Annotated in this window: 9 protein-coding genes; 6 read left to right on the top strand and 3 right to left on the bottom strand. The window is 74.1% G+C overall.

Annotation, left to right across the window (positions count from 1 at the left end):
* Nucleotides 1-32 precede the first annotated feature (32 nt).
* Nucleotides 33-2,507 carry a SpoIIE family protein phosphatase gene (locus tag GHR20_RS01880; protein ID WP_153811958.1) on the top strand — a complete coding sequence of 825 codons (2,475 nt, stop codon included), beginning with the start codon at nt 33-35 and terminating at the stop codon, nt 2,505-2,507.
* Nucleotides 2,508-2,613: 106 nt separating this feature from the next.
* On the opposite strand, the gene GHR20_RS01885 is transcribed toward GHR20_RS01880, so the two are convergent.
* Nucleotides 2,614-3,117: a flavin reductase family protein gene (locus GHR20_RS01885; protein WP_153811959.1), complete on the bottom strand. Its 504-nt coding sequence runs from the start codon at nt 3,115-3,117 to the stop codon at nt 2,614-2,616.
* Nucleotides 3,118-3,244: 127 nt separating this feature from the next.
* On the opposite strand from GHR20_RS01885, the gene GHR20_RS01890 reads away from it, so the two are divergent.
* Entirely contained in the window at nt 3,245-5,668 is a 2,424-nt protein-coding gene (locus GHR20_RS01890) for a polysaccharide lyase 8 family protein (RefSeq protein WP_153811960.1), read from the top strand.
* Here GHR20_RS01890 and GHR20_RS01895 read toward each other — a convergent pair.
* Nucleotides 5,655-6,503, bottom strand: coding sequence for a hypothetical protein (locus GHR20_RS01895; protein WP_153811961.1), 849 nt, complete (start codon nt 6,501-6,503; stop codon nt 5,655-5,657). The genes GHR20_RS01890 and GHR20_RS01895 overlap by 14 nt on opposite strands.
* 550 nt (nt 6,504-7,053) lie before the next feature.
* On the opposite strand from GHR20_RS01895, the gene GHR20_RS01900 reads away from it, so the two are divergent.
* From GHR20_RS01900 to GHR20_RS01915, 4 genes are all read left to right on the top strand, one after another.
* Nucleotides 7,054-8,211, top strand: a complete 1,158-nt coding sequence (locus tag GHR20_RS01900) for a CoA transferase (protein ID WP_153811962.1) — start codon at nt 7,054-7,056, stop codon at nt 8,209-8,211.
* Nucleotides 8,212-8,640: 429 nt separating this feature from the next.
* Nucleotides 8,641-9,402, top strand: coding sequence for a TetR family transcriptional regulator (locus GHR20_RS01905; protein WP_153811963.1), 762 nt, complete (start codon nt 8,641-8,643; stop codon nt 9,400-9,402).
* A gap of 176 nt (nt 9,403-9,578) precedes the next feature.
* Nucleotides 9,579-9,995 carry a hypothetical protein gene (locus GHR20_RS01910; RefSeq protein WP_111581682.1) on the top strand — a complete coding sequence of 139 codons (417 nt, stop codon included), beginning with the start codon at nt 9,579-9,581 and terminating at the stop codon, nt 9,993-9,995.
* 186 nt (nt 9,996-10,181) lie between these two features.
* Nucleotides 10,182-13,001: a hypothetical protein gene (locus GHR20_RS01915; protein ID WP_194858774.1), complete on the top strand. Its 2,820-nt coding sequence runs from the start codon at nt 10,182-10,184 to the stop codon at nt 12,999-13,001.
* Between the two features lie 35 nt (nt 13,002-13,036).
* Here the strand turns inward: GHR20_RS01915 and GHR20_RS01920 are convergent, their stop codons facing one another.
* Nucleotides 13,037-13,426, bottom strand: coding sequence for a PPOX class F420-dependent oxidoreductase (locus tag GHR20_RS01920; RefSeq protein ID WP_153811964.1), 390 nt, complete (start codon nt 13,424-13,426; stop codon nt 13,037-13,039).
* Nucleotides 13,427-13,437 lie beyond the last annotated feature (11 nt).

Consider the following 13,437-nt stretch of genomic DNA (forward strand, 5'->3'; position numbering starts at 1 on the left):
GCTCGTCGCGTGACGAGCGAGTCCGTGCCCCGATGGACGACCCCGGAACCGGCGCCGACAGCGCCGCGCTGGCCGAGGTCGTGGCCCGGCAGCGTGCCGAGCTGGAGCGGCTGCGCGACCTCGCCGCGACGGCGGCGGTCCTCGAACGGGCCAAGGGCGCCCTGATGGCGGTCACCGGCTGCGCCCCGGACGCCGCCGACCAGAAACTGCGCAGGCGCGCCGGGGACCACGGGCGCACCCTTCTCGAACAGTGCCGGCTCACGCTGGACACCCTCCCGCCGCCCCAGGAACCGCCGGCCCCCGCGCCGCCCGGTACGGCCCCCGTCCCCCGTAAGGCCGCCGTTCCCCGTACGGCGCCCGCGCCCTCCCCCGCCGGTGCCTCGCAGATGGCGGGAACGGCGGCGATGGCCGAGACGGCCGCCATGGCGGAGGTGCTCGGCGAGATGGGGCGGGAGCTGGTCCGGGTCCGTTCCGCAAAGGAGCTGGCCGGGCGCCTGCTGGACCACCTGGCGCCGCAGGTGCGGGCCGATGCCGTGCTGCTCTACGAGCGGCGGGCCGAGGGGGGTCTGGAACTGGCCGGGCACGCCGGGATCGACGCGCGGTTCGCCGCCGGGTGGCGGTATGTGCCCCCGCTGGCCGGGGTGCCCGCGTTCGAGGCCCTGGCGGCGGGTGAGCCGCTGTGGCTGGAGGACCTGGCCGCCGACCGGGTCCGCCACGCCCTGGTCGGGGGCGCGCCGGAGCGGTGGCCGAGCCGGGTGTGGCTGCCGGTACCCGCCGGGGGAACCGCCCGGTTCGCCCTGGGGGTGCTGCGGCGCTGCGAGGGCCCGTTCGAGCCACGCGAGCGCCGGCTGCTCGTCGCCGCGGCCCGGCTGTGCGCGGGGCGGCTGCGCGTCTTCGACACCGCGCGGGAGGCGCCGGGGGATCCGGGGGTCGCGGAGATCGCGCAGGCGGTGTTCGACGCGCTGCCGGGGGCCGCGGTCCTGCTCACGCCGTTGCGTACGGCCGCCGGTGAGGTGACGGACTACCGGATCGACGCGGCCACCCCGCAGGCGGTCGACGTGTCCGGCCGGACGGGCCGGGACATGGTCGGCCGGCTCGTCCTGGAGAGCTACCCGTCCGTGGCGGGCGAGCCGCTGTGGCGGGGGTATCTGGAGACCCTGGAGTCCGGGGTGCCGTTCGAGAGCGAGCCGTTCGCCTATCAGGAGACGGTCGGCGGGGTGGCCCTGACCGGCACCTTCTCGGTGCGGGCCGCTGTGCTGGGCGGCGGCCTGCTGGTGTCCTGGCTGCGGCACGACCCGCTGGACCGGCAGGAGCAGCGGCTGGCCGACGTGCAGCGGCTCGGCAACCTCGGCTGGGCGAACTGGAATCTGCTGACCCAGGAGATCTCCTGGTCCGCGCAGGCGTACGCGGTCCTGGGCCGCGACCCCGGGCAGGGGCCGCTGGAGCTGGAGAAGCTGCCGCGGCTGGCCCTGGCGCAGGACGCGGATCCGCTGACCGCCGCGATCGCCGGGCTGATCCACCGGGGGCGGCCGTTCGACGTGCCGTTCCGGGTCGAGACCCCCGAGGGCGTACGGCATCTGCGGATGGTCGCCGAGGCCGTCAGCGAGCCGGACGGCACCCCGGCCGAGGTGCACGGCTTCGTGCAGGACCTCACCGCGCAGCGCACCGCGGAACTCGCCCTGGTCAAGAGCGAGCGCACCATGACGCTGCAACGGGGTGTCCTCCAGGCCGAACGCGCCCTCGCCGCCCGTCTCCAGCAGGCCCTGCTGCCCCTGCCCAGCAAGCCGGTACAGCTGGCCGGGCTGCGCGTCGAGGTCGCCTATCTGCCGGCGCAGGCCGGTATCCATGTCGGCGGCGACTGGTTCAGCGCCGTCGAACTGGCCGACTACGACGCGCTGTTCGTCGTCGGCGACGTGGCCGGACACGGCATCGACGCGGTGGCCACCATGGCCCAGCTCCGCTTCACCGCGAAGGGAATGGTCAGCACCGGCACCTCGCTCACCGTCGCCCTGGCACGGCTGAACCACCTGCTGCTGCACTCCCGGGACAGCCGGATGACGGCCACCATGATCATGGCCCGCTACGACCCCGGCCACCGCCTCCTCGCCTGGGCCCAGGCCGGGCATCCGCCCCCGCTGCTGGTGCGCGGCGACGAGGTGCGCTATCTCGACCGCCCCGGCGGCCTGTTGCTCGGCGCGAGCGCCGACCCCTCCTACGAATCGGCTGAGTTGCGGCTGGAACCCGGCGACCGGCTCCTGCTCTACACCGACGGCCTCGTCGAACGCCCCGGCGAGGGCCTGGACGCGGGCCTCGACCGCCTCGCCCGGGCGGTACGCGCCCACGGTGAGGGAGAGCCCGGCTCCCTGGAGGCCCTGCTCGCGGCCATGCTGGTGGACGAATGGCGGGACGACGTCTGCGTGGTGGACATCCGGATGCCGGGGCGGGGGGCGGCGCCGGTCGGCGTGGAGACCGACGCGGCGGGGACCGGGGAGCACGGGGGCGGCTGACGGGCGTTCGCCGCTGCCCGCCCTCCCCGAGCCCCGACCGGGAGGTCCAGGACGCCGGCCGCCACGGGTACATGAGTGTCCCGGCCACCGCCGCGGCTGACGGCGGTCAGCTCGGCCCGCCCGGCCGGTCCACGGGGTGGCCGGCCTCGATGTCCATCGCGTCGGACAGTCGCAGCAGGGGGCCCGCCCGCCCTCCGCCCCACTCCAGGGGGTCGAGGACGAAGCCGACGTGGTCGCCGCCGTCGACGCGGTGCAGGATGGTGCCGACGAACCAGGCCGCCGCGTCCGCGAGGACGACCGCGCCGCCGGGTCCCGGGGTCTTGTCGAGGCCGGCGAACTTGTCGGTGTCGTCCCCGGTCTCGCCGCCGAAGCGTTCCGCGAGGGCGTGTTGGTCGCGGGTGAGCAGGTGGACGGCGAGGCAGTGCGCGGCGCGGGCGACACGACAGGTGTGGTTGGCCGTGGACAGCCACACCGTGAACCGGGGCGGCCGGATGGAGCACTGGGAGGCGAAGCCGACCAGGCAGCCCGCCCGCTCGCCCCCGGCCGCGGCCGTGACCACGCACATGTCGGGGTCGAGCCGCCCCAGGAAACCGTCCTCCGCCCGCGCCATACCGCTCCGTCCACCGCCGTGACCGTCGCGTGCGAGTGCCGCGTCGAGCAGTCGTTCAAACGCTCAACCGGCCACCTGCGACGCGGCCATTGAGGGTATGAGCAAGCGCGTGCTAGAAAGCGCCGTCATGACGACTCCTTGGTCACGTCGTGGATTCCTGGCCGTCTGTTCGGGCACCGCCGCCGCCCTGGGACTGGGCACCTCCTCCCCCGCCTCCGCCGCACCGGACGAGTTCGCCGCCCTGCGCGCCACGTGGCGCACCCTGATCCTCGGCGAGGGCTTCGAGCCCTCGGCCGAACCCTTCGCCTCCCGCCTGGCCGGCCTGGGCGCCACCGCACGGCAGTACCTCGCCGCGATGTCCCCGGTGACCGGGGCGCTGTGGCCGGACCTCCCGTACGCCGACCCCGATCCGGACACGGACCCGGAGTCGTACGTCTACTCGGGCAACATGAGCACCAGTTACACCCGGCTGAGCACCCTCGCGCAGGCGTACGCCCAGCCGGGCACCGGCCTCACCGGTGATCCGAGCCTGCGCGACGCCGTCCTCACCGGTCTCGCCCATCTCCACGACGACGTGTACAACGCCGGCCAGGCGCGGTACGGCAACTGGTGGAGCTGGCAGATCGGCGCCCCGCAGGCGCTGCTGGACGCGTGCGTGCTGATGTACGACGTGCTGCCGGCCGAGCGACTCGCCGGGTATCTCGCCGCGGTGGACCGGTTCGTGCCCGACTCGGCGGTGTCGGACTACAGCGGTACGAGCACCGGCGCCAACCGGGTCGACCTGTGCCGGGTGCTGACGCTGCGCGGGGTGGTCGGGGCGGACGCGGCGAAGGTGGCGCTGGCCCGGGACGCCCTGTCCCCCGTCTTCCCCTACGTCTCCTCCGGTGACGGTCTGCACGCCGACGGTTCGTTCGTCCAGCACACCTGGGTGCCGTACACGGGCTCGTACGGTGCGGTGTTCCTCGGGGGTCTCGGCATGCTGTTCGCGCTGCTGGCGGGGTCGAGCTGGGAGGTGACGGACGAGCACCGGACCATCGTGTTCGACGCGGTCGAGAGGGCGTGGGCGCCGTTCCTGTACAACGGCCTGGTCATGGACGGTGTCGCGGGCCGCGCGGTCAGCCGGGGCCTGTCCGCCGGCGACCCGTCGGGCGTCCAGCAGGACGACCATCTGCGGGGTCACCCCATTCTGGCCTCCATCGTGCTGCTCGGGCAGGGCGCGGGCCCGGCGGAGAACGCGCGCTGGCGCGCCCTGGTGAAGGGCTGGATGCGGCGCGACCGGTACCGTCCGCCGCTCGCGGACCCGGTGCTCAGCCTGCCGAACCTGGCCCGGCTGAAGGGAGTCGAGGACGACCCGTCGGTGCGGGCGCTCCCGGAGCCGGCCGGGCACCGGCTGTTCCCCGCCATGGCGCGGGCCACGCACCGCCGGCCCGGCTGGGCGGCCTCGCTGAGCATGGCGGACCAGCGGATCGCGTACTACGAGTCCGGCAACGGCGAGAACCCGCGCGGCTGGCACACCGGTTCCGGAATGCTGTACTGGTGGGGCGACACCTTCGCCAACGACCAGTACAGCGACGCCTTCTGGCCCACCGTCGACCCCTACCGGCTCCCCGGTACGACCGTCTCGCGGAAGGCGCTGGCCGACGGCGCGGGCGGCGACTGGGGCGCGGCCCGACCGGACGTGAACTGGGTCGGCGGCGCCACGGACGGCCACCGGGCCGCGGTCGGGCAGTACCTCAAGGGCCTCCAGTCGACCCTGGTCGCGAAGAAGTCGTGGTTCTTCCTGGACGACACGGTGGTCTGTCTCGGCGCCGGCATCTCCTGCGCCGACGGCACGGCCGTTCAGACGACGGTCGAGAACCGCAACCTCGGCGCGGCCGGCGGCGCGGCGTTCACGGTGGACGGCAGGACGGAACCGGCCGGTCACCCGTGGTCGCAGACGCTTCCCGGCACCGGCTGGGCGCACATCGGCGGGCACGGCGGCTACGTCTTTCCCGGGGGCGCGACGGTGCGGGCGCTGCGCGAGGCGCGGGAGGGCAGCTGGAGTTCGATCAACACGGGCGGATCGACGGCCGTGCTGAGCCGCACGTACCTGACGATGTACGTCGATCACGGCACCGATCCGGTGAACGCCTCGTACGCCTATCTGCTCATGCCGGGCGCGAGCGCCGCGCGGACGCGCGCGCGATCGGCGGACCGGCACTGGCTGACCGTATCGGCCAACACGAACGATCAGCAGGGCGTCTCGGTCCGTTCGCTCGGCTTCACCGGGGTGAACTTCTGGTTCGGCGGAACGGTCGGATCGCTCACGGCGAGCGATCCGTGTTCCGTGATGATCAGCGAGAAGGAGGACGGTACCGCGGTGATCGCCGTGAGCGATCCGATGCTGATGCGCACGGGTCTGACCCTGACCTGGCGGCGCCCGGTCGCCTCGGTCGTCTCGGCCCCGGCCACGCTCGCTTCGGCCCGGACGGGCAGAACGCTCACCCTGGCCTTCGGCGATCTCACCGGCACGGCCGGAGTCACCCAGCTGGTCACGGTCAGCCTGCGCTGATCGCCCCCACCCCCTGGACGAACCGGCCGAGGGACGCCGTGAACGCGCCCACGAAGGCGTCCCTGTCGTCCTCCGGCAGGGCGTCCAGCGACAGATAGGGGTTGAGGTCCTCCAGCTCGACCAGCAGGAGTCCGTCGTCGGGGGCGCGGCAGGCGTCCACGCGCTGGATGCCGTGCCCGAGGTCGTTCCAGTCGATGAAGCGCCGGGCGAACTCCAGGTCCGCGGCGGTCGCCGCGTACGGCTTCAGCTCCCAGCGGCGGCGCGGGTCGGGGGCGTAGAGGGCGTACTGGAAGTCGTCGTCCACGAAGTAGAAGGAGACCTCGTAGGCGAAGTCGATGTGCGGCTGGATCAGGACGTCGTCCCCGGCACGCGCGTCGAGGCGGGTGGCGGGGACGATGCGCAGGCCGAGGGAGTCCGCGCCGAGCCGGGGCTTGACCACATAGCGGTGCGCGGCCGGCAGCAGGTGCAGGTCGGCCAGGCTGTCGACGGTCGGTATCACCGGGTACCCGGCGGCCGTCAGGTCGAGGAGGTACTGCTTGCCGGCCATGTCCGCCTTGCCGGTGAGCGGGTTGTAGACGCGGCTGCCGCGTTCCAGCGCGCGGGCGCGGAAGGCGTCGTACGCCTGCTGGTGGCCGAGGACGGGACCGCTGTTGCGGACGACGACGGCGTCGTGGCCGTCCATCAGGGCCGCCGCGTCCAGCGGATGGCACAGGGCGAGGTCGAAACGGGCGCGCAGCCGGGAGGTGAGGAAGATGTCCTCGTCGCAGTAGCGGCGCCCGCGGGCCTGGTACGCCAGGTCGGTGACGTAGAGGACGCGGGGGCGAGCGGCGGGCATGCGGTTCTCCTTGGGCGGCGCTGGGGTCGATGGGCGGGGCGGAGATGGGCGGGGCGGAGTGGGCCGGGGTGGGCCGGGGTGGGCCGGGCGCAGAAAGGTTACGCCTGACTGTTCACGCGTTTTCGATCACCCGGGGTTCCCTCTCGACGCGAGCGCACCGGCCGACCTGGCGGCCGGTGCGGGGTCGTCGGCGTCGCAGGGGTGACGGGGTGGAGGGCGCGCGGGCCGCACGGGGACCGCAGGCAGCACGAGGGGGGCGGGGGGCTGCACGGGGGGGGCGGGAGCCGCACCGGGAGCGTGGCGCCCTCGACGGATCGGCGTACCCCGGCCCCCGGGAGCAGGCCATTTCGTCCAGTGCGTCGACGCGCCCGCCTCCCCCACAATGACCGCCTCAGCCAGGCCGCCGTGCCTCGGGGCTCCCCGGTGGGCGGCGGCATGCCGAAAGGAGTGGCGATTTGCGGTCCAACGCAGGCGGCGGGGAGGGGCGTCCCGCAGCGGTCCGGCGGCCCCGGGGCACCGGGTGTCCGCACGGCTTCGGGGGTACGGCCTCATGAGCGGGTCCGGCGCGCCGCTGCCGCTGAGCGGTCTTCTCGTCGCCGACTTCGGGCGGGTGCTCGCGGCGCCGTACGCGACGATGCTCCTCGCCGACCTGGGCGCCGATGTGATCAAGGTCGAGCATCCGGCGGGCGGTGACGACACCCGCGCGTGGGGCCCGCCGCACGCGCACGGCGAGGCCACCTACTTCCTCTCCGTCAACCGCAACAAACGTTCCGTCGCGCTCGATCTGCGGGACGCGGCCGACCGGCGCCGTGCCGTCGAACTGGCGCGCCGCGCCGATGTGTTGTTCGAGAACTTCCGGCCGGGGACGCTGCGCAAGTACGGGCTCGGCTACGAGGAGGTGTGCGCCGGGAACCCGGGCGTCGTGTACTGCTCCATCACCGGTTTCGGGTCCGGACCCGGGGCCGCGCTGCCCGGGTACGATCTGCTGATCCAGGCCGTGGGCGGGCTGATGAGTGTCACCGGGTCCGCGCCCGGGGAGCCGGTGAAGGCCGGGGTGGCGCTGGTGGACGTGCTCACCGGGCTGCACGCCGCGGTCGGGGTGCTGGCCGCGCTGCGGCACCGGGACGCGACCGGCGAGGGGCAGCTCATCGAGGTCGATCTGCTGACGACCCTGCTGTCGAGCCTGGTCAACCAGTCCGCCGGCTACACCCTGGCCGGGCGGGTGCCGGGCATCATGGGCAACCGGCATCCGTCGATCGCGCCGTACGAGGTGTACCGGGCCAAGGACCAGCCGCTGGTGATCGCCGTCGGCAACGACCGCCAGTTCGCGGCGCTCTGCGCGGGCGTCGGCGCCCCGGATCTGGCCGTCGACGCGCGCTTCCTCACCAACGCCGACCGGGTGGCCCAGGTCGACGAACTGGCGCGGGAACTGGGTGGGTTGCTGGCGGCCCGTACCGCCGCCGAGTGGTTCGAGCACCTCACACCGCTCGGTGTCCCGTGCGGTCCGGTCAACGACATCGGCCAGGCATTCGCTCTCGCCGACCGGCTGGGTCTCGCGCCCCGGGCCACGCTGGACGGGGCGGACGGGCCGGCCCTGGACCTCGTCGCCAACCCGATCTCCCTGTCCCGCACCCCGCCCCGCTACGACCGCCGCCCGCCCCGTCTCGGCGAGCACACCGGCGAGATCGCGGACTGGCTGGACTCCTGACCGGGCCGTCCGGGCGGTCGGCGCGCCCGCCGGGCCGGCGTGCGGCGGCGGCCGGAGTCCTGGCGCCGCAGGAGGCGCGGAGGGGCGACTCCGGGAGCGGGTCGAGGGGTCGGCGGGGCTCTGGGCGAGCCGGCCGACGCGTTCGGCGATGCGGCTCAGGAAGATGCCGACGGCGAGCTGGCCGACCGGGCGCTCGGGCGGGGCGACGGCGATGCGGGGGACGCCGGCGAGCGGGGCGACCCGCGCGCCGCCCGCGAGGAGGTGTGCCGCCTCGACGGACTCCACGGTGTCGACGGAGCCGGCGCCGCCGATGACGAGGCGGCCGCCGCGGGCGCCGCGGGCAACTCGCGCAGCACTCAGTTCCCTCGCCACGCCCCGGTTGCTGCACTGAGTGTCAGAGTTGCCGGTCCGGGTGCTACGTTCCCGTCCATGAGCTCCAGCAGCGCGGCGCCGGCCGCCAAGCCGCCGATGCGGGACGCCCTGGTCGCGGCGGCCTTCCGGCTCTTCTCGGAACACGGCTACGAGCAGACCACGGTGGACGACATCGTGGCGCTGGCCGGGGTCGGCCGGCGGTCCTTCTTCCGCTACTTCCCCGCCAAGGAGGACGTGGTCTTCCCCGACCACGAGCGCTGCCTCACCGACATGACGGCCTTCCTCGCGGCGGGCGGCGAGGGGTGCGACCCGGTGCGGCGGGTGTGCGACGCGGCCCGGATGGTGCTGCACATGTACGCGGAGAACCCGGCGTTCTCCGTGCAGCGCTACCGCCTCACCCGCAAGGTGCCGGGCCTGCGGGCGTCCGAGCTGTCGGTGGTGTGGCGGTACGAGCGGGCGATGGCCGGATATCTGCGCGGCCGGTTCGCCGGGCGGTCCGACGGGACGCTGCGGGCCGATGTGATCGCGGCCGCGGTGGTCGCCGCGCACAACAACGCGCTGCGCTCCTGGCTGCGTTCGGACGGACAGGGCGACGCGGTCGCGGCGCTGGACCACGCGCTGGGGTATGTGCAGCGGGAGTTCGGGCGCCCGCAGGAGACGGCGGCCGCGGCGGGCGGCCGCTCCCCCGTCCGGCTCGGGCCGGCACCGGACCACGGGGACTCGCCGCGCCCGGACGACGTCCTGGTCCTCGTCACGCGCCGGGACGCCCCGCTGTGGCGGGTGGTGCGGGAGCTGGAGACCGCGCTGCACCGCGACTGAGCGTCCGGCGAGGCGGGTGCGCGGGTGGCTCCTGACGTGAATTTAGGGGTACCGAGTACCTTTACGAGTGACACTGAGTGCCATAGCCTGTCGGTCATGCGCGGCGGCCAGGCCGCCGGCGCACGCGTGCACGGGACGGCACGCGGATTCCGGCCGAGTGCAGGGAGTTGACCAGGATGTACCACCACTCAGCGAGCGCCCCGCAGGTGGCGGCCGGCGCCGCGACGGGTCTGCTCGATCCCGCGCCCGCGGAGTCCAAGGACGCCATCCACTTCCAGCGCTGCGCCTGGTGCGGTACGGCGATGTACCACCGGCTGCTGTGTCCGGTGTGCCAGGGCAGTGAGCTGTGCACCGAGCGCAGCGAGGGGATCGGCACGGTCCGCCACTCCACGGTGGTGCACCGCAACACCCCGGCGGCGCGCAATGTCTCGCTGATCGAGATGGCCGAGGGCTTCGTCGTCCGCGGCCGGGTGATGGGTCCGCCGGTCGGCGTGCACAGCGGTGACCGGGTGCGGCTGTCGACCACCATGGACCCGGTACGCGGCGAGCCGGTCTTCCAGCTGATGGACGAGCCGTACCGGGCCTGGACCTGACCTTCCCGCACACCGGGTCCCCGCACACCCGGCCCCCGCACGCCTCACTTTCGTACGCCTGATCCCCGTACTTGTGAACCATCACTTCGCCTCCACAGGCAACCCACAGACTCCGTGTCCCGTCCTCCGGGAGCGAGGGGCTCCGGGACGGCCGGGGCGCCCGGGGTCGGGGGTCGAGGAGGAACAGTGGTCCGTGCCCGGCACATATGGGTCACCGCCGCCGCGTTATGCGCGGTGGCGGGAGTGTCTCCAGGGGTGGCGGTCGCCCAGGGTCAACCACCGTCAGCGGCGGCGCGGTTCGCCTCATCGGACGGCCAGGGCGCGCTGCCGCCCGGCTGGCGGCTGACCGGCGGGACGTCGGCGCCCCGGCTGGAGTGGCGCTCCGGCCGACCGGTGCCCATGGGTGACGCACGCGTCGAATTCCGTTCCGGCGGGCGCCTGTTGGGGGTGCCGAAGCCGGACGCGGACGGACGGACGTTCCGTCTCCCGCTCGACGGGAAGCAGGCGGGCGGGCCGAGCGGGCTCACCGGACTCGGCCGCCCCGACGGGCTCCAGGTCTGGTCCGGTGGCCGCCGGCTGGACGGCCGTACGAGCGGCGAGGCACCCGCCTCGCCCGTGGCACCCGTCTCACCCGGCAAGCCGGCTCTCCCGCCGCAGCTCCCGGCGAACGGTGTCGACCCGGGCAAGCCGGGCGCCTACCGCACCAAGACCGGCGAGTACAGCCTGGAGTCGGTACGGCTGCCGGGCTTCGCGAAGCCGGTGGAGATGCGCGCGGTGGTCGTCGCCCCCGTCGGCGCCCCCGGCAAGCGGCCGCTCGCGCTGTTCCTGCACGGCCGCCACTACACCTGCTACCGCGGCGACGAGATCAGCATCGACTGGCCCTGCAAGACCGGCTTCCGGTCGGTGCCGAGCTACCGCGGCTATCTGCGTGACCAGCAACTCCTTGCCTCGCAGGGGTACATGACGGTGTCGATCGCGGCGAACGGCATCAACGGGCAGGACGGCGACGCCGAGGACGGCGGCGCCCAGGCCCGCTCCTCCCTGATCCGGCTCCACCTCGGCCACTGGGCCGACTGGGCGCGAAACCCCGCGTCCGCGCCCGCGATCGTCCGTTCCGCACCCTCCGCCGATCTGTCCCGGGTGCTGCTCGTCGGGCACTCCCGGGGCGGCGAGGGCGTCAACCGGGCGGCCCTGGACAGCCTCTACCCGCCGCCCGCCGACCAGGACGGCTATCACGGCGCGGTGCGCTGGACCGTGCGCGGCATGGTGCTGATCGGCCCCACCGTCTTCGGCCAGAACCCCGTGCCCGACGTGCCGTCGGTGTCGGTCCTGCCGGGCTGCGACGGTGACGTCTCCGACCTGGAAGGCGAGGTGTACGTCGACGGGACCCGCGCGGTCAGCACCGGCAGCGCGCTGCACAGCGCCGTGTACGTCGTCGGCGCCGACCACAACTTCTTCAACTCCGAGTGGACGCCCGGTACGTCGGCGGCACCCGCCGAGGACGACTTCTACGACGACCCGGACCGGCCGGACCCGGTGTGCGGCAAGCACGCCGCGACCCGGCTCTCCGCCGACCGGCAGCACCGCGCCGGTTCGGTGTACATCGCGGCGGCCGCACGCCTGTTCGTGGCCGGCGACGACCGGGTGCGCCCGCTGCTCGACGGCTCAGGGAAGCGTGCCCCGTCGGCGGACCCGGCGCGGGTCCTCAGCCATGCGGTGGGGGCGCGCCGCGACGGCGGGTTCCTGCCGGACGGCGGGGTCTCGGTGAGCGGCGGCAGGCTGTGCGCCGTCGTGGACCCCAGCCCCGCGAAGCGCTGCCTCGGCGACGACGGGAAGGGTTCTTCGCCGCACTTCGCGCAGTGGGGGGCCGATCAGGAGGCCGGCCGGCACGCGATCGCGCTGCGCTGGACCCACACCGGTGCCCGGACCCGGGTGACCGCGCAGCGGCCGCTGTCCCTGTCCGGCGCCAAGGACCTGGCGCTCCGGCTGTTCGTGCCGCCCAACTCCCGTGGCACGCAGTTCGATGTGACCCTCACCGACACCGGCGGCCACCGTGCGACGCTGGGCCGGATCCATGCCGACGGGCTGCCCGGCAGTGAGCGGACCGCCTCCTACTGGGCCCGCGAGTTCCGGGTCCCGCTGACGGCCGCCGGCCGTGCCCGCGTCGATCTGCGCTCGGTCAAGTCCATGGAGCTGACGGCGCGTTCGGCATCCGGGCGGGCCTGGGTCGTGGACGCGTGGGGCTGGCGTCCCGGGACGCCCGCGGTGCGCGCCGCGGCGCTGGCGCGGGTGGACCTCGGCCGGCTGACGGTGGCCGAGGGCGACTCGGGCACGCGTACCTACCGTGTCCCGGCCCGGGTGTCGGGCCATGGCAGCGGCCAGGTCCGTGTCTACGTCCTCGACCCGGTCACCGGTCACGCCACCGGCCGGCTGGTCACGGTGCACCCCGGCGGCGCCGACATCGACGTGCCGATCGAGGTCAAGGGCAACACCCGCTACGGCACGGACGTGACGCACGAGGTGCTGGTCAAGGCGGTGCACGGCGCCGTCGTCGGGTCCTACGCGGGCGGTGTCACCGTGCACGACGACGATCCCGCGCCCACCATGACCGTCACCCCGATCGCGAACCGGGTCACCGAGGGCCAGTCCCTCAAGTGGCGCGTCACGCTGTCGGGGCCGGTCGACGTGGACATGAGCGCGATGTTCGGCGTCACCCCGCCGGCCGGCGGCAAGGAGCTGTCCACCAAGGACGTCACCGCCGCGTGGCTGCGTGACGTCTCCGATGAATCCCCGGACCCGGAGCGCCCGTTGTCCAAGGTGAACGGTCTCACCGTCTGGGTCGACATCCCCGCGCACCGGACCAGCGCGGACATCACGCTGCCCACGGTCAAGGACAAGGTGGCCGAGCCGGAGGAGTCGGTCCGGTTCCAGCAGCTCGACGACAGGACGGGCCGACCCCGTAAGGACGGGATGCTGTTGGAGGGATCGGTGCTGAACGCGTCCTGATCCAGCGGTGGTTCGTTCCGGGTGGCTCTCGGCCGTCAGTCGCCGAGGGTCACCCGGATGCCGACCGTGCCGTCCGTGCCGCGCCGCAGCCGGCTGCCCAGCAGAGTGAGGCGGCCGAGGATGCCGTACTTACGGGCGATCAAGGCGCGGTAGCGGGCGGTGGTGGCCGCGTCGGTGATCTCGGCGGTGGCGGGCAGCTGGTCGCCGGTGGGGTTGCCGCGCACGTCGCAGGGGCCGGCCAGGATGTCGGCGCGCTGGCGGACGCGTTTGACCTTGAAGCTGTCGGCGGCCGTCCAGACACCGAGGCTCGCGCCGTCCCGGACCACCCACACCGGGGTGGCCACCGGCGTGCCGTTCCTGCGGAAACTGGTGACCAGCAGGTACTTCCCGGCGGCGAGCCGGGCCAGGCGCGAATCGTGGTCCATGACGGGAAGTC

This window comes from Streptomyces sp. SUK 48 (assembly GCF_009650765.1).
Classification (GTDB): domain Bacteria; phylum Actinomycetota; class Actinomycetes; order Streptomycetales; family Streptomycetaceae; genus Streptomyces.